Below are 25,752 nucleotides of genomic sequence, written 5' to 3'. Positions count from 1 at the left end.
TAGGCCTGCCGCTAGCGTTCATCCTGAGCCAGGATCAAACTCTCCATTGTAAAGTGTTTGTTGCCCCGCTTATAGCGGGGCTAATGTTTCCGGCCCGGATATCCGGGCCCCCTGCCGGAACCCCATAACGGGAAACCGGCACGGGGCCTGTTTTAATGTTTGTTTTTGTTATTGTTTTGAACAGCTTTTCAAAGAACTTGCCGGCCTTCCGGAAACACGACGACCCCGAGGGGGCGGCGAACCGGATACCGATGGAAACGGACATTTCCGCCTGGTTTCAATCTATTTTTCCCGAAGCTCGTTCGCTTTGGGTTGACAAAGGTAAGTGAAATTTTCCGAAACACAAAAAGAAAAATTTTGTTTTTTTCTCCCCGTTTGTTTTCTCTGGACAGCTTGGCGTTTATACCTCCCCTAACCCTTCTGATTTAAACACCCCGCTTTCGGGTTTGCAAAGATCGGAAAATATTTTCAACATACAAGGAATAAAAACAAAATATTCTGAAGTTTTTTCGGCCTAAACCTTCCAAATACCTCCAATTTGTTCCGTATTTCAATTCCTCTTCCCCCGTTTGGGATTGCAAAGGTGCAAAGAAAAACCCAATTCACAAGAACACTCTTGAAAAAAATCAACCTCCCCCATAAAAACCCCTGAAAGTCAGGGACAAAAATTGATAAGCTCTATCAATACTTAAATCCCGGTATAACCCTATCCCTTTTTTTGCCTAGTTTATAATTTAAAAAAGTATACCTTAAGGATAATTCATGCGCACCCCCCGCATTTCTTAGACCCAATTTAGAGATAGTGAAATCATAGCTATATCCCAAGTCCATGTCATTGGGCAAAGAAAAACCAAGCAGTGCCACAATGGCTTCATTGTTTGGCATGGCGTTTTTTGATGGCAGGCCACGATACCATGCCCCAAGGATCACAGGCTGAAAATAAAACTCCGCACCAATATCCAATTGATCAAATACCCCCTGACGCTTATAATTGAAGGCAAAAGACAAACTTCGCTCCTGATTTATATTGTTCAGATATTCCTTAATCCTTCCATCCTGCAGGGGTATTTTTATTCCTCCATGTACCGAATACTTGATAGGTAACCTGTCCATTTCCATTTCCATATAAGAAATATACGGCCTCGTCAGATGGTGGGCGGCAATTCCCAGCCAAAAACGTTCTTCGTAATAATAAAGACCGGTATTTATGTCCGCATGGCTGCGCTGACTGTCATCCGTGACCCAAGTGCTGGCATCCTGATTAATTATACCCCTGTCTATGTCCAGCTGCGTGCCTAGCATGATTTGCTCTACATTAACATACCTGTTGACAAAACTGCCTTGAGCACCCACATGTAAAAAGCGAAATTCCCCCAAACGTAGCCGATATGAATACATAACCCCAACTTCCATATTCTGCAGCTGGGCAAAACTCTCCCGGGTTCCATTTACGATTACACCTACTCCACTGTTTTTGTGTTCAATAAAATGATCCAAATACGCGGACATTGACACAAATGAATGATCCAAGGAGGGCCATTGGTTTCGGAAGTTTAATCCAACCCGAGTCCATTCTGTACTCCCCGCAAAGGCGGGATTTAAATACAGCGGGGCAGCATAAAATTGGGAAAACTGAACATCCTGCGCCCAAAGGGTACATTGGAGTTTACAGATCAATGTCAGCAGAAAAACTACTTTTTTCATCATCTTACCATTAAGAACTTCCCAGACATGACCACCGCTTCACCATCACTCGCCACCATATTTACCCGAAAGACATAACTGCCCGGAGGAGCCGCTGAACCATTTACGTTACCATCCCATCCAAGCGTATTCAAATCATCAGATTGGAAGAGCAGTTCGCCCCAACCGTTAAACACTAACAGTTCCATTTCAACAATACCCTTTGTTTTTGGTCTAAAGTGGGTATTTTGATCACTCGTGGGTGTGAAGCCAGTAGGAAACATCACCCGGTAGGAGCGATTAATTCCAACATTCATGCTGGCCACTGATTCACATCCCGCCTCGTTGACTGCCGTGAGTGTCACCAAGAAATCACCTTTTTCCCCAAATACATGGGCCGGATTTTTTTGCGAACTGGTCTCTCCATCACCGAAATCCCAATTCCAGGCAACAGGTTGACCCGAGGATGCATCCGTAAACCAAATGGGATCATCGATAAGCACACCGCCTTGCTCATCAGATTTTCTGTCTGATCCGTTGATTCCATAATCAAACGATGCTTCTACTGGGACGTCCACAACAGTAATCTTGAAACCGAAGGGCTCTGACCAACAATCCATGTCTTTGAACTTAACAGAGAGCTCATAATCTCCATCCGTATACACGGTATCCATTTCCCCGTTTACAAGAAATTCCCCATCTGACTTCTTAATCCGGTAATCAAATTGAGTTTCATCAATATCAAGGATGTATTGCCTTACATTTAGTTGCTGCTCGGGAAAACAGGCGACGACCGGCATAATGATGTCCAATTCGGGAAATGGGGGTTGCTCTATCTCTAGAAGAGAGGATTTGGCTGGGCAACCTTGGGAATTATATCCCCATACCTGATAACTCCCAGGTTGGGTAGCTGTAAACTGCATACCGTCTGCGCCGTCCTGAAGAGTTTCATCAATGTACCATTCATGCGACACATAGTCCTCCTCCCCAACGGCAGTTAATTGCAGTTCTTCACCAGGACAAAGGTTCCATCTCTCCAAAGGAAGATTATCCGCCAATAAAAGTATAGCCTCTGGGGAGGTATTGATGGAGAATGTCAACGCATTCCCGCTGGAAGATTTCCCATAGTTGTCGGTAACTGTATAATATAGCGTCACCTTTTCACCATCTGTACCTGCAAAAGGAAAAAAAGTAAATTTCCCCCCTTCCTCAGCCGCACTTACTGTTCCTTGTGGAAACTCAAATTTTCTGTTTTCCGGTCGACACTTTCCCTGTGAACATAGGTCGCCTGCTTCCGCCTCAATATCTTCCAACGATTCATAGAATTGCAGGCACTGGATTCTTGAGTTTTCATTGGGCAAGGTAATGGATGAAGCATCGATTTCAAATTCATTTTCCTGACCTTCGCAGGAAGCCCATTCCTGCAAGTCAGTGCCTATAGGTTCCAATAGGCTTTCTTCATCAGACACATCCACCTGTAAGTTGCGGATCTCGTGAAAATTGGTGTACCCTCCGGTTGCAGCAGCAAAGCCAATTTTTAAATTTGAAGGAGAGGCATAGGGATAGGGAACTGATTCCAATATTGAGACCATGCGAGGCATTCCCGGTGTGGTAGTTACTTGCATGTCTAAAGAGAGTTCGTACCCAACTCCAGAAGCTGCTGGCTTCAGGTCAACGAAAACTTTTCTATATCCCACGGTATTTGGATCTGTAACACGTTGGGCACCTGAACTGAGCGGGAATCTGTCATTCGCCGCCAAGCCAAGCGCACCACCTTCATTCACTTTTTTTCCGGCGATAAACCGATAACCATTATTTGAGGGTCCTCTAATTACTACGCTGTGCGGATGGAGATCAAAGGGTCCTCCCGGAAATCCCCCTGAACCTCCAGTTTGGTTGCCGTAATTTCCCCAGGTATCCAAACCTATGCCCACATATCCCCCGGAAAGCCCGGGAGTGTTTTCACCCGGCCCATATCCAATAGCACCTCCAAATTCCCCAGGGTAAAAATTGGTTACCGCTGCATCAAACAGAAAAATAGTAAGGCCATCCGCGCCGGTCCCTCCGTAGACGAAATATTCAAAGGATGCCTTTATGCCAAAAGAAGAAGAAAATGGAATATCAATATACACGTGTCCCCCTACTCCAATACTGTTATCGGTCAACCGCAACACACCGTTGGCTAAGGTAGCTTGGCCTCCAAAAACCGTCGTAGCTTGGACATTACCATCTTGCAAGGTCTCGCAATAAGGAAACCCCACCTGGGCATTTGCCTGGGCACTCCAAAGCACTCCCGTCACAATGACAAGGTGCGCAATAACAAACATTCCCTTTAAGCTCAAGTAAATTCGGTTAGCTATATCCAGTAGGAATCGGAAATTCCAATCAGCCAACAAATTAACCAAATCTGGTCTAAAACAAAAAAGGCATCCACTTATTGTTAAGGGACGCCTTTTAATATATTTCAAACGGTCTATTTTAATATGGTTTGTTTTCTGTCTGGACCCACTGAAACCATGCTAATAGGTACACCAAGCTCTCGCTCCAGATATTCTGTATACTGTCGGAGTTCTTCTGGAAATTCATCATAAGAACTCACATGACTCAAAGATTGGTCCCAGCCCTTCATCGTAATGTAGACCGGTGTTACCTCCTTTTCTCCCAAATCAAATGAAAGTTTGTCAACCTTTGATCCATCTTCCAGGAGATAGTGGGTACATATTTTAATTTCCTTAAAGATATTCAAAACATCGGCCTTCATCATAAAAAGCTGGGTGACTCCATTAATCATGATGGAATATTTTAATGCGGGAAGATCAATCCAACCGCATCTTCTTGGCCTTCCGGTCGTGGAACCGAACTCATTTCCCTCTCTCCTCATTTCTTCTCCCGTCGAGTCAAAAAGTTCGGTTGGAAACGGACCGCTTCCGACCCTTGTGCAATACGCTTTGAATATGCCAAATACATCCCCGATACGCATTGGTGCGACACCTAATCCACTACAGGCACCGGAGGTCATCGTATTGCTACTTGTCACAAAGGGATAACTTCCAAAATCAATATCGAGCAGGGATCCTTGAGCTCCCTCAGCTAAGACCTTTTTGCCTGAATCCAATGCCTCGTTGACTTCATACTCTGTCTCCACAAGATTGAGTTGTTTGAAAAATTCAACCGCATTAAAAAAAGCTTTTTCCAACTCGGGAAGCTCTCCGACGTCATGCGAATAGTAATTCAGGATGGAAAGGTGTCTCTCCAAGAGGGCTTGGTATTTTTCTTTGAAATCGGGGGAGAGAATGTCACCTACCCGAATAGCCACTCTACCAATTTTATCCTGATATGTTGGCCCTATGCCTTTCAGTGTAGATCCAATCTTTTTGTCTCCTTTTGACTTCTCGTAGGCTGCATCAAGCAATTTGTGAGTTGGTAGGATAATAGTTGCCTTTTTAGAGACAAACAAATTCTCACTAATCTTGATGTTGAATTTCTTCAACCCTTCAATTTCCTTTTTAAGCACTACCGGGTCTAGCACAACACCGTTTCCAATGATGTTTTTTAATTTTTCCCGGAAAATCCCACTTGGAATCTGATGAAGCACATGTTTGATTCCGTCAAATTCCAAGGTATGTCCTGCATTCGGACCTCCTTGAAACCTTGCAACTATATCATATTTGGGAGCCAGGAAATCTACAACCTTACCTTTACCCTCATCGCCCCATTGTAGGCCTAGAAGAACATCCATTTTCATTATATGCTATGTATTTAATTTCTACTGTGCTTTTTAAAAGATTCGCAATTACGGCAAAAATTGCCAACTGCAAGAGAATTTTATAAGAATTTAGCCTGCTTTTGTGCTAAGCAATTTTGCTTAGCGCGTCTTCCAGACTATCGTACACAGTAAATATGTTGTTTAATTTTGTAATGATCAGTAATTTTTTGACATGTTCAGATGGGGAGGTAAGAAATACTTCTCCACCAACATTTCTCATTTTGGTCAACATCGTAATCAATACCCCAATCCCACTGGAGCTGATGTACCGCACCTGGCTGAGATCAATGATACACACTTTGATCCCATCATTAAGCGAATCTGAAACCAACTCTACTAGTTTGGGGCCAGATTCATCTCCTATGAGGTCTCCCTGCAATTTTAATATAAATTTGTCAGCTATTCTGGCTGTTTCGTATTGGACTTTCATTGGGTTTCAAAAATTTATCTGATGACTTTGCGGAATTTTCTTACTAAATCAGGGAAAGGAAGGTAGTTAGTTCTTAATTTTCACTTTCGGCCTAAATTCACAGGAGCTGTCTGTGCAGTTTCCATATAAAATAAGGGAGTGGTGGATAATGTTGAATTGTAATATCTCCCCCACGGTATTTTGAATATTCTGGATTCTTGGATCACAAAACTCCTTCACCTGATGACACTCCGTGCAAATCAGATGGTCATGTTGTTTATAGCCGTATGATTTCTCATATTGGGCCAGGTTTTTCCCAAACTGATGCTTTGTAACCAGATCGCACTCCACCAATAGATCTAACGTATTATATACCGTCGCCCTGCTGACACGGTAGTTTTTGTTTTTCATACTTATATAAAGGGACTCCACGTCAAAGTGACCCCCTCTACCGTAAATCTCCTCTAAAATCGCAAATCTCTCAGGAGTCTTTCTAAGTTTTTTATTTTCCAAATAAGCGGTAAATATCTTCTTTACCTTTTCATATGGACTTTCGGTTAAAACCATGGGCATGCTGAATTTTTTTACAAATATACGTTAGTTATCGGGAAAGTCCCAGATCGGTAGGTCAATCAAAGCGAGACACCTTGAGAACCCCCGGAATTGTAGATAAATTTTGGATGAGTTTTTCCAGGTGGTTTGTACTATGTACGTATAGTTTGATACTGCCTTCAAAAAGGCCGGAGTCTGAATCAACCGTGATGGACCGCATGTTTACCTTTAGCTCATTGGATATTACCTTGGTCAGGTCACTAATCAGTCCGACCCGGTCTGTTCCGATAATCCTAAGTCCAGCGAGAAATGCGATTTCCTGTTGACTCGTCCAACGGGCCTTAATGACGCGGTTTCCATGATTCGACAGCAATTCTAGGGCATTTGGGCAAGAGGTACGGTGAATTTTGATACCTTCATTTACCGTGACAAAACCAAACACATCATCACCGGGAATAGGATTGCAACATTTTGCCAGAATATAATCAACCACGTCCATGTCCTCACCGATAAGCAATTGGTCATGTTCCGGGCCTTTCAGATGCTTTATTTCCTTGGTAAAAGAAGATTCATCCGTGACATGTATCATCGGATTTTTTCTCAGCCTCTTTTCCTGTTTGAAATCCCTAAAGCTTTTGATGGATGTCGGATCGATGATTCCCTTTCCTACCCGATAATAGAATTCAGAAGTCGTTTTGGTTTCAAAATAGGCCCTGAGTTGCTCCACTGTTACTGACGAAAACTCCATTTTCATCTGTTTGAGTTTCCGCTGTACGATTTCTTTTCCATCTAGAACAACCTGCTTCTTCTCCTCTTTCAGGGCATCCTTTATTTTTGCCTTGGCTCTGGAAGTAACGACCGATTTCAGCCAGTCCTCGTTTGGCTTCTGCTTTTTCGAAGTCAGTATTTCTACCTGATCCCCATTTTTTAGCTTATGCCCTATAGATACTAGGCGTTGGTTGACCTTAGCTCCTATACACCTTACCCCTACCTCCGAATGGATCTCAAAGGCAAAATCCAATGCGGTGGCACCGGAAGGTAAAACTTTCAAGTCTCCTTTTGGTGTAAAGACGAATACTTCATCAACAAAAAGATTACCCCTGAAATCGTCCATAAACTCAATCGCAGAGCCGTCATTGTTTTCCAAAATGGTTCTCACTTGGGTAATCCAATCATCCAACCCGGCGGCCCCTCTCTCAGGGGAATTTTCCTTTTCCTTATATTTCCAATGTGCGGCATAGCCCCTTTCGGCAATATCGTCCATTCGTTGAGTCCGTATCTGAACTTCCACCCATTGACCTGTCTGACTCATTACTGTGGTATGAAGGGATTCATATCCGTTGGCACGCGGGGTGTTGATCCAATCCCGAAGACGGTCGGGATTTGGCCGATAAAAATCTGTCACAATGGAATAAACCTGCCAACAATCCGCCTTTTCATTTTCAAGAGCGGTATCCACAATAATTCGAATCGCAAACAGATCATAAACCTCCTCAAAAGGAATATTCTGCTTGGTCATTTTATTATAGACGGAAAAAATAGATTTTGGCCTCCCTTTAATGGTAAACTTAATCTTCTGATGCTCCAGCTCATGTTGAATGGGAGCAATAAAAGTCTTAATGAATTTATTACGGGATACCCTCGTTTCATTGATCTTATGGATAATTGAATCATAGGTTTCCCTGTCTGTAAACTTCAGATAGAGATCCTCCAGCTCGGACTTGATACTATATAACCCCAAGCGATGGGAAAGCGGGGCGTACAGGTACTTGGTCTCGGAGGCAATTTTCAACTGCTTATGGCGTGGCATACTGTCCAATGTACGCATGTTGTTCAGCCGGTCAGCAAGTTTGATTAAAATTACCCGTACATCGTCAGAAAGGGTGATGAGCATTTTACGGAAATTTTCCGCCTGCTGCGAACTCCCATATTCAAAAACACCGGAAATTTTGGTGAGACCATCGATGATCTGCGCCACCTTCAGCCCAAACTCCCGTTCTATATCTTTAAGCTCTATTTCGGTATCCTCCACTACATCATGAAGGAGTGCGGAAATGATGCTGGTGGTCCCTAATCCAATCTCCTCCACGCAGATCAGAGCGACCTCAAGCGGGTGATAGATATAAGGTTCGCCGGATTTCCTACGCATGTCCTTATGCGCATCGTTAGATACATTGAATGCTTTCTTGATAAGCTTGGCATCCCCATCTTTTAATAGTGGTTTGGCTACACGTAAAAGTCTCCTATACCTTTTTAGGATTTCCCTACGTTCTTCCTCTATGTCTATCTTAATCATATGATCTAAAGTAACAAATCTACCAACTAAAGGGTGCCTTTTGCTAAATAATTTATATTTTTTTTCTCTGACTTATTGAATCTTTGAAATTCATGCTTACATTTGCATCCACATTGAAGAAAAACGTGCTTCAAGGGTAGCAAATGCCAAAAATGGCAGATGTTTCGGTTTAGGCATGTTTCTTGTGTCTTTTTTTGTTACATAAGTAACGGCTCAACAGATACACGAGTATTATTTGCGGATGTGGCGAAATTGGTAGACGCACTAGACTTAGGATCTAGCGCCGTAAGGCATGGGGGTTCGAGTCCCTCTATCCGCACATTACAATCCCTCGATCTGGATCAGGTGCCCATAGGGTTAAGATCCAGATTGGGGGTTTTTGTTATTGGTAACTTTAAACATCATTCCTTTGGAAATTACATTAGACAAGCACGCTGCCAATGAAGCTTCTATCAAAATTAAGTTAACAGAAGCAGATTATGGACAAAAAGTAGATTCAAAAATAAAAGACTACGCCAAAAAAGCAACTATCAAGGGTTTTAGGCCAGGAAAGGCACCGGTTTCCATGGTCAAAAATCTGTATGGTACCTCTGTGCTTGTGGATGAAATCAATCAAATTTTATCTACTTCACTAAATGAATACATAAAAGAGCAGTCCTTCAAAGTACTCGGAGACCCTCTTCCCCAGACAGATGGTGCGACAGATTTGGATTGGAAGAAGCAAACGGAGTTTGAATTTTCCTACAAAATCGGATTTGTAGATCAGGTTGACATAGATTTGGAATCCGAACTTGATGCCAAAACCTATACGATAGAACTTTCGGACAAGGAAGTTAACGATGCCTTGACCAATATTAAGAGACAATACGGGAAAATGACTAATCCCGACATCAGCGAAGAAAACGACTTTCTATACGGAGACTTGAAAGCTGTTGACGGATCATTCGAGAAGACATTGTCTCTGCCGCTTTCAAAACTGGATGGCCGTTCTGTCAAAAAGTTTATTGGTGTTGAAAAAGGTGCTGTTATCGAGTTTGATCCGTCCAAGGCAGTAAAATCTGATTTAGCTGAGATTTTATCTATTTCTGAAGACGAAGCTGCCAATATTTCGGGCGATTATACCTTCACAGTACAGAATATTAACCGTACCGAAGAGGCAGAACTTAACCAAGAACTTTTCGACAAAGTATTCGGACCCAATCAGGTGACTTCCGAAGAGGAATTTCTTGCGAAAATTAAGGAGATATTAGGGGAAAATTACAATAAAGAGTTGAAATTGTTTTCTGAGGAAGAAATCAAAAAAGCGCTAATTGCAAAAGCCTCCATCGACCTTCCAGAAGAATTCTTAAAGGAATGGCTGATCAAGGCAAATAGTGACAAACTTTCAGAAGAAGAAGTGGAGAAAGAGTTTCCAGTCTATGTTCGCCAACTGACTTGGAGCTTGATTTCCAATACCATTGCCGAAAAAAACAATATCAAAGCCGAACAAGAGGAAGTTATTGAAAAAACCAGGGAAATGATTCGCGGACAGTTTGGCGCCTCAGGGATGAGTGCTCAGTTGGAAGAGAACATGGACATGTTTGTAAATAATTATCTCCAAGGAAATGATGGACAGCATTACATGCAGATGTTAACTACCGTCCAAAACGAAAAGGTAATCGCATTTGTGAAAGAAAAAACCTCACCAAAAGAGGAGGTTATATCAGTAGAAAAGTTCAATGAACTTTTAGAAAACTAATTCAAAGAATAAATTGTTAAATTGAAAGTCCTTAATTTATAAGGGCTTTTTTTTATTTTTGTAATCTCATTAAACCAAAAATATGCTTAACAAAAAAGAATTTAGGGATTTTGCTGTCAAGCACCAAGGGGTAAACGGAAGCGCCTTCGATCAATATACCGATTATGTTGAGAATATGACACGTTCGGTAATCGAGGAAAGGCCTACTAATTTCAGGGAAATTGATGTTTTTTCCCGATTGATCATGGACAGGATCATCTTTTTAGGTACTGGTGTAGACGACCATGTCGCCAACATCATTACGGCCCAGTTATTATTTTTAGAATCAACAGACTCTAAAAAAGACATTTTACTGTACATCAACAGTCCTGGAGGCTCTGTATATGCTGGGTTAGGAATCTACGATACCATGCAGTATATTGCCCCAGAGGTAGGTACAATCTGTACCGGTCTGGCGGCATCTATGGGTGCGGTACTTCTTGCAGGAGGAGCTGCCGGGAAGCGGGCCGCACTTCCCCACTCCCGAATTATGATCCACCAGCCATCCGGTGGCATGCAAGGTCAATCCAAAGATATGGAGATTTCCGTAAAGCAAATTTTAGAATTGAGAAAGGAATTGTATGATATTTTGGCTGAGCATAGTGGCAAAAGTACAGAAATCATAGAGAGAGATTCAGATCGCGATTATTGGATGCGTGCCGATGAAGCGAAGGAGTACGGACTCATCGATGAAGTACTTATAAAAAAAGCAAAATAATTGAAAATGGCTCAAACGACGTGTTCCTTTTGTGGAAGGAATAAAAAAGACGTAGACCTGATGGTTTCGGGCATTTCTGCCCATATATGCAATTTCTGCATCGATCAGGCCTATCAAATCCTGGGTGAAGAAGACAAAACCAAAAAACAGGTTAAAAAGCCGAAGTTCAAACTCCGAAAGCCAAAAGAACTGACAGAATACTTGGACCAGTATGTAATCGGGCAACAAGAAGCGAAAAAAATCCTTACTGTAGCTGTCTACAATCACTACAAGCGCCTAGGGCAAAAGGAAACTGACGAGGATGAAATCAAAATTGAAAAATCCAACATCATCATGGTCGGGGATACTGGAACGGGTAAAACCTATTTGGCAAAAACCCTGGCCAAAATATTGGAAGTTCCCTTTTGCATAGCCGATGCGACAGTGCTGACTGAAGCAGGTTATGTAGGGGAAGATGTGGAAAGCATCCTGACGCGCCTTTTACAATCCGCCGACTATAACGTTGAATCCGCCGAACGGGGAATTGTTTATATCGACGAATTGGACAAAATAGCCCGCAAGTCTGACAATCCATCTATTACAAGGGATGTGAGCGGTGAAGGTGTTCAACAAGCGTTATTGAAATTGCTCGAAGGAACCGTGGTCAACGTCCCACCACAAGGAGGACGAAAACACCCGGATCAAAAGATGATCGCGGTGAACACTGACAATATACTCTTTATTTGCGGAGGTGCATTTGACGGTATCACCAGGCATATTGCCAGCAGGCTTAATACCCAGCCTATGGGCTTCAGTAAAAAATCTGAAACTGAATTAATTGACAGAAATAACCTCCTGCAATATGTCACATCACAAGATTTGAAATCTTTTGGATTAATTCCTGAACTTATAGGGCGGCTTCCGGTGGTAACTCATTTGGATCCGTTGGATAGGGAAACTTTGAAAAAGATCCTAACGGAGCCAAAAAATGCGCTAACCAAGCAATACATTAAATTGCTGGCCATGGAAGATGTAGAACTTTCCTTTGAAGAAGACGGGATAGATTTTATTGTGGAGAAAGCCGTAGAATTTAACTTGGGGGCACGGGGATTGAGATCTATTTGTGAAGCCATAATCACAGACGCCATGTATGAATTACCCTCTGATGATTCAGTCAAGGAATTGGTTATAGATGGTGATTATGCCAGGTCACAATTTGACAAATCAAAATTCAAAAAACTTCAAGTCGCTTGATTTTAAGCCATTGATAAACTTTCAACAATTAGCCTTGCAGTTTCCTGCGAGGCTTTTTTATGCCCAATTTTTTCTTGAACCTCCAAATACCCTTTCAATACAGCCTGCCTTTGCAACCCTTTCTCTGCAATTGCCGAAAGTTCTTCAACCAATCGGGCTTCATTATACGCATCCTGAATAAGCTCACGAACAACTTCATGGCCTGCGATGAGATTGACTAATGAGATAAAGGGGATTTTTACCAGATGCTTGGCAATACTATAGGTTATTGGACTGGTCTTATAGACCACTACTTGGGGAACATTAAAAAGTGCGGTTTCTAAAGTAGCCGTACCGGATGTGACCACGGCAGCATGCGCAATATTTAAAAGGTCATAGGTTTGGTTAAAAACCGTTTTAATTCCATGTTTTTCCGCATCTTGGTAAATGTCAGCGGGTAAGTTGTCCACCCCTGCCACTACAAAACTCCATTGCGGAAACTGCCTTACTACACCCAACATCGTTGACAGCATGCCTGATACTTCCTGCTTACGACTTCCTGGGAGTAGGGCTATGACGGGCTTGCCATCTAGGTTATTGTGTGATTTAAAAGTAATATTGGGACTGAATTTCACCAATTCATCGCGGACCGGGTTACCGACATAAGGTACTTCCCAATCGAATGTGGAAAAAAAGTCCGGTTCAAAGGGAAGGATGGTGTATAGGGATGTTACGTGTTTTTTTAAGGTTAGCGCCCTTCGCTGATTCCACGCCCAAACTTTCGGAGGAATATAATAATGAACTGGAATGCCAACTTTAGAGGCGAATTTGGCGATCTTCATATTGAAGCCTCCATAATCGATTAAAATCAGCGCATCCGGTTTAAAATTCAGCAGATCCTTTTTAATCAACGATAAATACCGGATAACTTTTCGGAAACCTAACAGGACCTCAACAAAGCCCATCATTGCCATCTCTTCATAATGTGCGGTAACCTGTAACCCTGCTTTTTCCATATATCCTCCGCCCATACCCCGAAAAATCGCCTTTTGGTCCATGCGGGTAAGCTCATCCATCAGGTTGGATGCATGTAGGTCGCCCGATCGCTCTCCGGCTATGAGGTAGTATTTCAAGGTATTTTGTCGTTAGGGAAATTTACTCACCAAAATATTCCACAAAATTTCGGGGGGTTTCATAAAGCGTAAGTTTATACAATCCACCCGACGTAACAATCTTGTCAACTTCCGGGGCCAAAATCCTCCAGAATTCCATGACCAAATTTTCGCAACTGGCCATTTTGCCCGCCATAAAATCCACGTCAACGTTTAGGTTCTTGTGGTCTACTTTGTCAATTACTTCTCTGCGAATCAGAATACTGAGCTGCTTTAAATCCACTACAAAGCCTGTTTCCGGATCCGGTCTGCCTTTGACAGTTACGATAAGCTCAAAATTATGACCATGCCAATTTACATTGGCGCAAGGGCCAAAAACTTCCTTGTTTTTTTCCTCGCTCCAGTTTGGGTTCCATAATTTATGGGCAGCATTAAAATGCTCCTTTCTACAGACATGTATCATGGCTTCTTTCAATTCAGAGTGCAAAGTTACAAAAAAAGAAAGAAGATTTACATTAGCTCTTCATCCATTCCAGTTATGGGAAACATAACTGTTTATTCTTTAAGGATTTTTTTCGTGACCACTGATTGGCCTGTCCTAATTTTTAACACATAAAGACCATTTGAAAATGATATATCGAGTTCCAGACTTGCCTCAAACTGAGCCTTGTCCATTGTATATTTTCGCATCAACTTGCCTGAAGTCGAGTATATTTCGAAGACAACCTCACCGAGATAACTATTTCGCATTCCCACTACCAATTTGTCCGTCACCGGATTGGGGCCAATCGAATAGCCAAGCCTTCCCAGGTCGGGTTCATTTTCCAGACTGGAAATCACAACAGGAGCCGACAGTCTATTACATGCGTCGTCGATCACTGTTACTTGGTAAGACCCTCCATCATCAGCCATGTATGACCTTGTCGTAGCTCCGTCTATTCTATTGCCGTTTCGATACCATTGGTACCGGCCTGCGGGAACTAGGGAGGTAAGTTGAGATCCATTGATGACGATCTGAGGCTGCGCCAAGGTATTGGGAGATACGGCAACAGTTTGCTCGAAAGTACTCGTCCCACCCGGGCCTCTCACTGTCAACACAATGTTGTATGATCGGGCATTATTGAAGATAAAAGTGGGGTTCATTGACGTCGAACTTCCAAGATTTCCAAAACTCCAAGAATAGGAAGTTACTGTTCCTTCCGTGAGGTTGATAAATTCAGTAAGGCCCCCCGCACAGCTGAATCTCACTTCGAAATTGGGAAACAGTACATTGTCGCAGGCAATGTTGAGCCAGTTTGCCGAATTGACTAAACTGGCATTTGGTCCAAAGTTAACAACTGCCTGTCCTTCCAGATCCACGTTAGTCACAGATACCTGCTGCGCGCAGTATTTACGGTAGACATTATGTATGATTCGGGCTTTCCCCGCAGCGGATATGGTGGTTGTACCGGAGCCGGAGCCGAACAGGATATTTTCCATAATTGTCAACGCACCATTATTGGGCAGAACTAGAGAAACACCCCTGTTCATCTCAATCACATTCGTTTCCACAGATTCTTGGAGGATTTCAAGCTCTCCACTTAGAACCCGAATTGACTGGCTTTGCCCAATGGACTGTACAGACAATGAACCTTTAGTAACTATAAGTCGATCTAATTCACCCTTGCTTGCATCTTCAAAAACACCGTCAGTTCCGTTAAAATTAAAAGAAAATTCAGGGCTAAAAGAAGCATTTTCATCTACTTCCAAAGTCTCTGTAAATGTTACTTGTCCCAACCTGCCGGTCAATGCAGAATTTCCCATTACTTGGAGATTTCCCACAGATATACCGGCTAGGTCCAAATTTACCGTAGCATCATTAAAAACAAGCGAACTGATAGTAGGTAAAGTAAGCACACGCCAATTTCCCTCATTAACATTTACATCGACGTTGGATAGGGCGACTTGGCCGAAATCCAATACATTTTCGTTGGTATTAGATGCTTCGAAAGCAAGTGTACCATTGGAAATTCCAGCCTCCGGATTGCTAGAACGTAAGCCGCTTTCCAACGTCAGCGTATTTCCATTTAAATTTAAGTTAAAAGGGCTGTTACCAAATAAATTCACGCTGAATGCCTGGGTGTTTGCGGATAAATTAATTACGCCTTGGGCAACTGGTTGGTCGATAACTACCCTGGTACCGTCGTTCGGTACTATTCCCGCTGCGGGCCCATTGCTGCTTAGTGACCAATTATTGGGATTGTTCCAATTTGCATTTTGCCCTATCCAATAAAGGGTGTTTACCTGTCCGTCTACTACTCCTGCGGAAAAAACCAAACTGTAGGGCTGTCTTGCATGTTGAAGTGCACGCTTGTGGTTCACACGAACGGTATACCTTTGCGAACTTGGTGTCTTTATTTCAATTTGCTCGACATTATCCCTGAAATTATCCGCATTTCTTGCCGCGACTGCACTTACTCCACCATTGGGATTTAGCGTCCAAGGGAAAAATACGGTACCGTCCTCCGCAATGATCCGGATATCCAAATCATTGACCAACATCGGCGTCCTTGGATTCAGAGAAGGAGAAGGAGAAGTACCAGGAGGGTCTGTCCATGCTATAGTAACTTTGATAGGTTCTATTCCATCGGAGATAAAATCGAATTCGTAAGTCTGACCATTGTCCAGCACCAATTCCCTTATGGCTTTGGATGATCCATTTTCGTCTATAATCATTCTAGCGGAAGCTTCCGCATCCAGCAAACCCCAGCCATTCATGTAATCCGGCCCCTCATTCATCCCTGCTTCTTTCGCCGTTTGAATGGTGAGAGCTTTTAGTGTAGCTGACCGCATATACCTTCCTGCATTTCTATTCCGGTATAATTCCTGGAGCAAAAGCATTGCGCCGGTTACGTTTGGTGCGGCCATGGAAGTGCCACTTAGGGTGGCATAGCCATCTGCTGCCCCGTCATTGATGATAGCCGTGCTAAATACGTTGACCCCCATTGACACCAGGTCAGGCTTTATTCTTCCGTCATCTACAGGACCCCAACTTGAAAAGGAGCTCATTACCACGGATTCCGGGCCGGTATAGTTGGATATTCCATTTACCGCCCCAATTGTGATATTGTTTTTGGCTACCCCCTCAGGACCTATGGAATCCCCCGGTCCATCTGCCTCCCTCGTTCCATCGCCGATGTCACTTCTGTCATTGCCCGCTGCCCACACCACCGTATAGTAGGGTTTCGCAAATGTCAATTCATCTATTTGCCTTGACTTGGCGGTATAAAATCCAAACCTATAATCCTCTCTGGAGCTGATGCTTTCATTTCCAGACCAAGCCCAGTTGCCGCTATTGTCCCGAAACCAGCCAACAAGAATCCCATATGAGTGGTTGGATATCAAATGTCCGCTTGGGTTCAAATCCGGATCATAGGAGTTTTGCATCATTTTCGACACATCAGCATCCCAGTTAAATGCCCAACCTGTAGCTGCCCGTGCCATTCCCCTCGCATTTGCATTGTTACCGCTTGCCAAAATCGTCCCCGTCACATGGGTAGCGTGGTTGCTAATCGTTTCGGTGGAACCGTCTAATTGAGTTACGCGGTTTCCGAATTCCGAATGATTGACCCTTGGCCTTGTTTGATCATAAATACCCACAATCATACCTTGACCTTCTAATTCCACATTCAAACTTCCCCCTGTCTGCAATGTCCTTGCTCCGTTGGTAATGGCCGCGGTTACATTATGGGTGGTGTAATACACGGGGTGATTTTCGCCGTCTAGGTATTGAAATCTGGCAACCCGGTCTCCTTCAAGTGAAATAGTCATGGGAATACCAATCCGACTGGAAATTTCTATTCTCTCCTTGGGGCTTAGCGAATACTGTTGTACATTTTGACGTAAGCGCTCAAACACCTCTCTTCTCACCTCTAGTAGGTCAGTGTGTTGGGAAAAAACATTCTGTGCCTTTGATGTGAGAGATAGTACCACGAATATGGCACATAAGATCCCCTTTTTCATATTTCTTACTTTTGTTCATTCCCCCTTCCAGGGGGAAGGTAATTATCTTTTATTCGAATTCATATCACTGACGGATAGCAATTGTTAAGGGATTGGCGTCAAGATCGTTACTCCGCTGTCGCTATCCTCATCAGTTCCATTATTCCATGAAATTCGGATAGTGCCGTCGGCATTCACTCTGCCTGAACCGTTAAAACCTTCAGTTCCAAAGACAACATCAGGCTGGTCAACGATGGTAATTACATCACAGAGTTCAGTAAATATAGCCGGATTATCCTCGCCTCCATATATTTGCGAATAAACGCCCCCGGTGATATCCGATATGCGGTAGGTAAACGGCTCTATTTCGGTGATGACCACCTCAGAATTTATAGTTCCTCCAGTTCCTGAATTAACAGTACTGTATCTACCTGCCAAATCTGATGGACAAGCTAGCCGGATTTCTACCGTTACCGTGTTGTAATTTGCACTTATCTTGGTAGGACCTGCATCCAATATCCGAAGGATTAAATCAGGAGTTTCATCCGACTCCAAATTACCAGTAAGAATCTCAATGGGTACGTCAATAAAACTGGTATTCGGGGCGATTGTTACCTCCATAAAAGGAAGCCTGTAGTGCACTCCCAATACAGCAGTGGAAGAAGGATCTACCCCAATTAACACATTGATGGATTCAGCAACATGCGCACCTACAAGGTTCACCCTTACTGCTGATTGGTCGACTTGATTGTTTGAATTTTTGGTGAAAATGCGTTGGACAGCTCCATTGGGTCTGGATGCCTCTTCAAATTCAACCTCAAAACCCTCCCAAAGAATCGTATATCCGGACTCCTCCATACAAGAAGTATAAACCACCATGGAAAGAAGGGGGATAAGGAATAATAAAAAGGTAGATTTCATCGTCATCGTTTAGTAACCTGGATTTTGAACTAAATCTTCGTTAAGTAAAATTTGTTCCAAGGGTAGATTGGAAAGAATTCTATAATCCGTATAGGGAACTTCAAGAAAATTCCCGTGCTTGGTAATATTCATTCCATTTCTCTTGAGGTCAAAAAAACGATGGCCTTCCAATACAAATTCCTGTCGACGTTCCAACATGATACGGTTGAACAGTGCCTGTCCTGACAGTAAATTATCTATAGGACCTAGACCCCGTTTTGACCGTAGCGCATTAATATCCTCCCTTGCTCCCGCAGCATTGGTTTGAAAGCGGGCTTCAGCACGGATGAGGTACAATTCCGAGGCCCTAATGATCGGTAAGTTCTCCAAAAAATCACCCTTATATCCTGTCCATTTTCTACTGGCATATACCGGGCCGTCAATTCCCTCCCTGGTAGTTTCTATCCAGCAGTTTCTCCGAACGTCTCCGGGTTCATAGGTTTCCATCAGCTCATTGGATGCTCCCAAGATAAATTGGGCGGCCGGGTCGGTATTAGAGGTGAGGGAGTTTAGGGAATTATTTACTCCATCTACGCTCGTCCAGTCAACAAGGCGTATTTCAAGCTCAAACAAAGACTCTGGATGGGGGGCTCTGGAAAATCCCTGTACATAATTCCCCGGCTCGACCAAACCGTCTCCATTGCTACGCAAATTAAGCAAATTCATGGCTGAAGTGGCGGCAGCCGCGGCATCTTCCATCCTTCCCCAATATAAATATAACCTTGCCAATAGTGTCAATGCCGCTCCTGTATTTGCATAATAAACCCCCTCAGTACCAACGGCAACTGGAGAAGTCAAACTCAGTGCATTTTGAAGATCACTTTCTATTTGTTGATAAACTTCCAAGACAGTGGCTCTTTCACGAAAATCCGCATCCGACGCAACCAATGTAGGGTTCAACCGAAGGATGGGGCCCAGGTTGAATCCATTCACTTCCTTGCCTGGTTCATATCCATAAACCCTGCACAAATCAAAATAAAAAAGTGCTCTCATGAAATAAGCATCCCCTTTTATAAAATCTTTGTCCTGCTGATCTCCTCTTACCTCTTCGTCATCGATCCCCTCGATAATTAAGTTAGCATCGTTGATTGCACCATACACTACTCCATTCCATAACCCGATATGATCGCGGTCTCCGTTTGCCTCCTCTCCCTGATACCTCCCTGTGTTGGCCACAAGTCTAAGGTTGTCGGCCAGGATGTCGGGAGCAATCATCATTTGCTGTCCATAATACGAAAAGTTGTTTGCTAACCGATACATTGAATTAGCTACAGCTTGGTATCCTTCTACGCTGTTTAACGCTACCTCCGGGGTAAGGCTTTGTCTCGGATTGGTTTCAAGATCCGTGCAGGCCATTGCCACCATAGAAATAACTGCTGTCGTTTTTATAAGTATTGATTTCATTTCCATGATTAATCAGAAATTCAGATTTAAACCAGCGGTGATTTGTCGGGAATTGGGATATGTTCCGTAGGTAGATCCAAGCGAATTTACTTCTGGATCCAACCCGTTATATTTGGTCAATGTCCACAAATTAAGCCCCTGCACAAACACTTTCGCCTGCTCTATCCCTACCTTTTGGAGTATTGAAGCAGGTACATTATAGTCCAATGTTACTTGCTTCAATCGAATATAACTGGCATCTGAAATTTGTTTGGTAGAAAACTGCTGGTAACCGGAGTGACCCGGAACTCGCCCCCCTTCGTAAGGTTTTGGCGTGTTAGTAATATCCCCAGGAGTTCTCCAAAAATAAATTTGATCGACAGTTTGGTTATCCTGACCAATAGAACCAGCTTGAGCCAGGTTATATAAGTCTTGATTGAATCCTAAATTTCCATACTGATATTGAAAAAACACCTCCAGGGAAAAGGGGCCATATATAAATGTATTGGATAAACCGCCAAAATTCCATGGCAGCGCACTACCTAGATATTTTTGGTCATCGTCGGAGACCAAATAAGTATACTCTCCATTTTCATCATAATACATGGGAGACCCGTTGGCTGGGTTAATTCCGGCAAATTCATAGCCGTAGTAAAAATCAATTGGTTTGCCCACAATCAAATCATTACCTATTCTATCTAACCCTTCATACAATTCCAACAACTCATTGGAAAAAACAGAAATGTTAAATCCAGTATTCCATCTAAACCTCCCCCAAACCACGTTAGTCGTTTGCAGATCGAAATCCACACCTTGATTCCTAAGCTTTCCAGTATTTCTAGTAATGGCACCAAATCCCGAGTCGATGGGGAGCTGTGTCTCAAATAGTAATTTTTGAGTGTCCTTTCTCCAGACATCCACGGTTGCGTTTATTCGCCCATTAAAGAAGGATCCGTCAACACCAAAATTGATTGACCCGGCCTCTTCCCATGTCAGCAAATCATTTCCCAACTGACTGAATCGTAAGGCGCCCAGACCCAGATACTGACCAGAAGAACCAATCAATGTCCGTGACGCGAAGTTGCCAATTTCCGAGTTACCGGTAATACCATATGATGCTCTCAATCTCAGATTGTCCACCCATAGGGCATTATCCATAAACCTCTCAGAAGAAATTCTCCACCCTCCTGAAACTGCGCCGAATGTTCCCCATTGGTTTTGCTCGCCAAAGCGGGACGATCCATCCCTTCTTACAGTCAAATCAAAGGTATATTTGTCGTCATAGTCATATTTTGCTTGGGAGAAAAACCCAGTCCTTCGATATTCGGTATATGACCCGCTTACAGCAAAGGGAACAGCGGCGTTTTGCAGATACCTGAGTGCTGGATTCGGAAAACCTCTACCGGTTGCCGAATTGGATTCAAAGGTTTCGGCTTTGTATTCATATCCCAAAATGCCTGAAACAGCGTGAACATCTTTAAACCTTTTATTGATGTTAAAATTGCCGTTTGTATTGGTATTAACTATCCTCCGGTCCGAATACGAGGAAGATCCGCCATACGCAGAGAACGCCGGAATTGTGGATGGCCTGTTATTTTCGTCCCTAGTGTCTGAGAAATCAACGCCTCCAAACGCTGTAAATGCCAGCCAAGGCAAAATTTGGTAATTCATCTGAATATTGGAAACTGACTGATAGGTTGTTCCCCTTCTCAGCTCTTGGTTCACCCCTTGTACAATATTATACCCAAAGAGGTGCTCATTGGGATAATCTGCAAATGTCCCATCCTCATTGTAAATGGGTACGTTGGGCCGGGATACATATCCTGCGACAAAGGGACTGTTTACAAAGTTACCCCGATCAATGGATCCGTTCGTGATTTGTTGGGACAATGATATGTTTGCATTAATTGAAAAACGTTCATTTGCCCGGTGAGTAAGATTCATTCTACCTGTAGACCTTGAGTAATCGGACATGATAATTTGTCCTTCTTGGAACGTGTGTGAACCTGAAATAAAAAATTGGGTACGTTCATCCCCCCCCGATATGGATAAATCATAGACACTCAATCTGCCATCCCTGAACAACTCTCCGATCCAATCCGAATTTTGAATTTCCCTATCACCAGGGCTCCCAAAGATTTGTTCAGCTTCTGCCGGATTTAATCCTGCATTGATATAGGCTTGACGCTTTATGGAAGCCAATTGATTGGCATTCATAACGTCATAAAACGCAATAGGCTGAACGATGCCTTCCTGCACGCTCAAACGCACGTTGGTTTTTCCCTGCTTTCCTCTTTTGGTTGTAATAAGCACTACTCCATTGGAGGCCTGCGCACCATAAATGGAAGCTGCAGCTGCATCTTTAAATACCTCTATGGATTCTATGTCATTCGGATTAATTGATGCCAATGCATTTTGAGATCCCTGACCGGAGAGGTTACCCCCGGCAATCTGAACACCATCGACAATATATAAAGGCTGCGTACCGGCATTGATGGAACCGACTCCCCTGATTTGCACATTCAAGGTACCACCCGGCTGCCCGGAGGATGAGGTGACCTGCACGCCGGCGACTCTTCCCTGCATGGCCCTATCAAATGACTGCATGGGTAAATCTTGGAAAATTTCCCCCCTTACTGAGGAGATCGCTCCCGTAACCTCACGCCTTGTTTGATCGCCATAGGAAGTAAACACATATTCGGTTAGTGATACTATATCAGGCTCCATGATTACATCGACAGAGACGCTGTTCTCAATTGCTATTTCCTGGCTTCGGAGACCCACAAATCTGAAAACCAATATATTCCTGTCCGCTGGTACAGAAATTTCATATCGTCCATCAAAATCAGTAATAGTACCTTGGGTGGTTCCCCTAATTAGTATCGTAACGCCAGGTATGGGGCCTCCGTCTTCCGAAGAAGTAACTATCCCCCGTACAATTCTACTCTGTGAATGAACTAAGGATGTAGCTGATAGAATGATTAATACTGCCAGTAAAGCTGTCCTCATAAATTAGCATTAAATCGTTTAAACTCATCTAAATATATCAAATTAAACCTCACAAATAATCGGTTATACCCCATTAATTTACAAAAAGTCTTGTGCGAAGGTGTCCATTCGACCTAGGAAGAAAGAAAACTACGCAAAACATTAAACTGGTAGATGAATTAAACCGAAAGTTTATGTATTTTTTTAAATCGCTTTAGAATTAACGCTATAATAACGATTCGGTTTAAATATATTGATGTGCAGTAAGAAAAAAATCTTTATTCGCCTTTTGCTTTCTAACTGAGCTGTCTATTGCTATGGGAAAAAATTATTGGATAATAACTTCTATTCTGCGGTTAAATGATCGATTCTCTTCAGAATCATTTGGTTTTATCGGCTCACTATCCCCTTTTCCCAAAGTTTCCATTCTTTCCGATGGAATACCAAGGTCCACCAAATATTCCTTTACGCTCTGCGCCCGCCTCAAGCTTAGGGCTAAATTATAATCGGTAACCCCAACATTATCAGTATGCCCCTCCACTTGAATATTTACCTGGGGATGTTGCCTTAAAAAATTAGACAGCCGATTTAGCGAACTGACTGATGCTTCCTTTAACTCTGACTTGTCAGTATCAAAATAAACGTTTTCGAAGACAAAATTCTTTCCACGCTCAATTGGATCCAACTCTATCTGAATGTTACTTCGGTTTTTGAGACTATCCCGGTCTACATTATAAATTTTTGGTATAAAGCCCTTTTTCTCCACATAAAGTCCGGTTAGAGATTTATCCGGATATAACATTACAAATTCCCCTGTCTTGCCATCGGATAGAAACTCATACATGGTGCTGTCGTTGGCGAGGTTAACCAGAGAAAGCCGGGCATCGATAGGCTCTCCAGTCTTCCTGTCCAAAACCCTTCCTTCCGAAACAATAATTTTTTCGCCTAAGTCAATTTCTTTGGGAAAATTAAAGCGATACAAAAATGAACTGTCAGCCTTGCCATCTTGGTAGGAATTCTCTGTGTAATATGCATAATCTTTCTGTGCTGTGATAAATAGTGCCAATTGGTCTTTCTGATCATTGATGGGATAGCCAAGATTGACAGGTGGACCAAATTCTCCCATTGAAAAAGTAGACATGAACAGGTCTTTTCCCCCAAAGCCAAGGTGTCCATCAGAGGCAAAAAACAAGACTTCGTTGTTGAAGAAAATAAATGGCGACACCTCGTCCCTGGAAGTATTCACATGAGGACCTAGATTTTTTGCTTCCGACCAACTCCCGTCTTCATTACGTTCGCTAAACCAAATATCATTTCCCCCATATCCCTCTCTGCGATTGGATGAAAAAAAGAGAACTCTGCCATCTGCCGAAAGAGAAGGTTGAGAATCCCAAAACCTGGAATTTACATTTTTCCCCATATTTGATGCCCTTTGCCACTTGTCACTTACCTTTTGGGTGATATATAGGTCACAGCTTCCAAAAGAGTCAGGGGTGTCACAGGAAGTAAAAATCAAAATGTTGCCGTCCGCAGAAATTGTGCAAGTGCCTTCATTATAGGTGGTATTGATGGTCTGCGAAATGGGCTGAGGCTCTGTCCATTGATCATCCTCCAGATAGGATACAAAAATGTCTTCATGCTCAAAATTTTTCAACCCGTCTCTTTTGGTGAAAAGGATCTTTTTGCTGTCAGCTGTAAGTACGGGGAAATATTGGAGTTGAAAGGTATTCAAAGGTTCAGGTAGTTTTTCCTTGATAATATCCCTTTGATTTGTGATTTCAAAGGCAATGAAATCCATTCGCTTTTTTAGCTCCAGATAATTTTCGGATTGGAGAAATTCCTCTTCCAAAAACTCCTCAATCGTTCTCAATTTGGCAATTGCTGATTCAAATTCCCCGACTTCCACCAGTAGCTGGGAAATTAGCCAACCAAACCTTCCTTTGAACAGGTTTTGGTCTTTAATGCGACGCTCCCCTCTTTCCGCTACCTGAAGTGCTTCTGAGGGGTTTCCCGTGGTCAACAATACTTGTGCATGCCTTAGGTAGGCTTCAAAAAAATCGTGGCTTCTTTCGTAGGCCGCTCGATAGCTCCCCATGGCTTCTGGCCATTGTCTGCGGGATGAGAATTGTTCTCCGTCCTCATAAGATTTGATAGCCCGGCGATCTATAATGGAATATTCCTGTGCGACAAGAGGCAGCAAGGGCATTAGAAAACATATCCAAAATAGAAAACGGGGCATAATGGGTTACTAGGGGATTTCCATAAACTTATGTGTCTGAAGGGAAATTTGCCAGACAGGGTGATTTTTGGCATAAGTTATGATTTTTTCCAATAAAACCGAAGATTTTGACCATTCCGGTTGCAGTAGTTTGACACAGTTGGGAGCTACCCTTGCTGCGTGTTGCTCGGCAAATTCAAAATCACTCGGGTGAAATACCACTACTTTAAGTTCATCAGCCTTCTCGTAAATCGACGGATGGGGCTTTTTGAATTTTTTTGGTGAGAAACAGACCCAATCGAAGGTACCTGAATAGGGGTGTGCCCCCGAAGTTTCCATATTGATGGTGAAACCATTTTCCTTAAGAAGGTTGGTAAGCGGCCCCAGTTCATACATCAAAGGCTCACCTCCCGTAATCACCACCAAACGTCCCGGGTAGACCAAAGCACCCGCTACGATATCCTCAATAGTTACAACAGGCCACTTCCCTGCTTCCCAGGATTCTTTCACATCGCACCACACACATCCAACATCGCAGCCACCTAGTCGTATAAAATACGCCGGATGACCCGAAAATGTACCTTCCCCCTGTATCGTATAAAATGCTTCCATCAAGGGAAGCATCATTCCTTTGGCTACCGCCTCTTTCTTTTCCATCAAATTTTTGATAAAGCGGGTGATTGAACCGCTGGTGTAA

General features: G+C 43.1%; 17 protein-coding genes and 1 tRNA gene. 4 read left to right on the top strand and 14 right to left on the bottom strand.

Annotation, left to right across the window (positions count from 1 at the left end):
* Positions 1-681: 681 nt before the first annotated feature.
* The 6 genes from FQ608_RS24315 to FQ608_RS24290 form a co-directional block, all read right to left on the bottom strand.
* Entirely contained in the window at positions 682-1,707 is a 1,026-nt protein-coding gene (locus FQ608_RS24315; RefSeq protein WP_158861091.1) for a PorP/SprF family type IX secretion system membrane protein, read from the bottom strand.
* A complete protein-coding gene (locus FQ608_RS24310; RefSeq protein ID WP_158861101.1) occupies positions 1,704-4,010 on the bottom strand; it encodes a PKD domain-containing protein in 2,307 nt (768 codons plus the stop codon). The genes FQ608_RS24315 and FQ608_RS24310 overlap by 4 nt, the downstream gene beginning before the upstream one ends.
* A 146-nt stretch (positions 4,011-4,156) precedes the next feature.
* Positions 4,157-5,428: an adenylosuccinate synthase gene (locus tag FQ608_RS24305; RefSeq protein WP_158861090.1), complete on the bottom strand. Its 1,272-nt coding sequence runs from the start codon at positions 5,426-5,428 to the stop codon at positions 4,157-4,159.
* 106 nt (positions 5,429-5,534) lie between these two features.
* Complete coding sequence (locus FQ608_RS24300; protein WP_158861089.1) at positions 5,535-5,879, bottom strand: STAS domain-containing protein; 345 nt, start codon at positions 5,877-5,879, stop codon at positions 5,535-5,537.
* 66 nt (positions 5,880-5,945) lie between these two features.
* Positions 5,946-6,425 carry a Fur family transcriptional regulator gene (locus FQ608_RS24295; RefSeq protein ID WP_158861100.1) on the bottom strand — a complete coding sequence of 160 codons (480 nt, stop codon included), beginning with the start codon at positions 6,423-6,425 and terminating at the stop codon, positions 5,946-5,948.
* 61 nt (positions 6,426-6,486) lie between these two features.
* Entirely contained in the window at positions 6,487-8,706 is a 2,220-nt protein-coding gene (locus FQ608_RS24290; RefSeq protein ID WP_158861088.1) for a RelA/SpoT family protein, read from the bottom strand.
* A gap of 237 nt (positions 8,707-8,943) precedes the next feature.
* Here FQ608_RS24290 and FQ608_RS24285 point away from each other — a divergent pair.
* The 4 genes from FQ608_RS24285 to clpX all read left to right on the top strand — a co-directional run bounded on the left by FQ608_RS24285 (position 8,944) and on the right by clpX (position 12,434).
* Positions 8,944-9,025: transfer RNA gene (locus tag FQ608_RS24285), tRNA-Leu, on the top strand.
* Positions 9,026-9,115: 90 nt separating this feature from the next.
* On the top strand, positions 9,116-10,444 hold the full coding sequence (locus FQ608_RS24280) for a trigger factor (protein ID WP_158861087.1): 1,329 nt from the start codon (positions 9,116-9,118) through the stop codon (positions 10,442-10,444).
* 82 nt (positions 10,445-10,526) lie between these two features.
* Positions 10,527-11,201, top strand: a complete 675-nt coding sequence (locus tag FQ608_RS24275; RefSeq protein ID WP_158861086.1) for a ClpP family protease — start codon at positions 10,527-10,529, stop codon at positions 11,199-11,201.
* 6 nt (positions 11,202-11,207) lie between these two features.
* Entirely contained in the window at positions 11,208-12,434 is a 1,227-nt protein-coding gene (gene clpX / locus FQ608_RS24270) for an ATP-dependent Clp protease ATP-binding subunit ClpX (RefSeq protein ID WP_158861085.1), read from the top strand.
* 2 nt (positions 12,435-12,436) lie between these two features.
* Here clpX and lpxB read toward each other — a convergent pair whose 3' ends face one another.
* From lpxB to FQ608_RS24230, 8 genes are all read right to left on the bottom strand, one after another.
* Positions 12,437-13,546, bottom strand: coding sequence for a lipid-A-disaccharide synthase (gene lpxB / locus FQ608_RS24265; protein ID WP_158861084.1), 1,110 nt, complete (start codon positions 13,544-13,546; stop codon positions 12,437-12,439).
* Between the two features lie 22 nt (positions 13,547-13,568).
* Entirely contained in the window at positions 13,569-13,988 is a 420-nt protein-coding gene (locus tag FQ608_RS24260; protein ID WP_158861099.1) for a 6-pyruvoyl trahydropterin synthase family protein, read from the bottom strand.
* 92 nt (positions 13,989-14,080) lie between these two features.
* Complete coding sequence (locus tag FQ608_RS24255; RefSeq protein WP_158861083.1) at positions 14,081-17,527, bottom strand: S8 family serine peptidase; 3,447 nt, start codon at positions 17,525-17,527, stop codon at positions 14,081-14,083.
* An 84-nt stretch (positions 17,528-17,611) separates the two neighbouring features.
* A complete protein-coding gene (locus FQ608_RS24250) occupies positions 17,612-18,427 on the bottom strand; it encodes a DUF4843 domain-containing protein (RefSeq protein ID WP_199856462.1) in 816 nt (271 codons plus the stop codon).
* A gap of 9 nt (positions 18,428-18,436) precedes the next feature.
* On the bottom strand, positions 18,437-19,870 hold the full coding sequence (locus FQ608_RS24245; protein ID WP_234364373.1) for a RagB/SusD family nutrient uptake outer membrane protein: 1,434 nt from the start codon (positions 19,868-19,870) through the stop codon (positions 18,437-18,439).
* Positions 19,871-19,882: 12 nt separating this feature from the next.
* A complete protein-coding gene (locus tag FQ608_RS24240) occupies positions 19,883-22,858 on the bottom strand; it encodes a SusC/RagA family TonB-linked outer membrane protein (protein ID WP_158861081.1) in 2,976 nt (991 codons plus the stop codon).
* 307 nt (positions 22,859-23,165) lie between these two features.
* Complete coding sequence (locus FQ608_RS24235) at positions 23,166-25,076, bottom strand: OmpA family protein (protein ID WP_158861080.1); 1,911 nt, start codon at positions 25,074-25,076, stop codon at positions 23,166-23,168.
* Between the two features lie 9 nt (positions 25,077-25,085).
* The gene (locus tag FQ608_RS24230) at positions 25,086-25,712 is read right to left on the bottom strand and encodes a 7-carboxy-7-deazaguanine synthase QueE (protein ID WP_158861079.1); all 627 of its coding nucleotides are present in this window, start codon (positions 25,710-25,712) and stop codon (positions 25,086-25,088) included.
* Positions 25,713-25,752 lie beyond the last annotated feature (40 nt).

Source organism: Lunatibacter salilacus, from assembly GCF_009797935.1.
Taxonomy (GTDB): Bacteria; Bacteroidota; Bacteroidia; order Cytophagales; family Cyclobacteriaceae; genus Lunatibacter; species Lunatibacter salilacus.
This window is presented reverse-complemented; position numbering and strand designations above follow the sequence as displayed.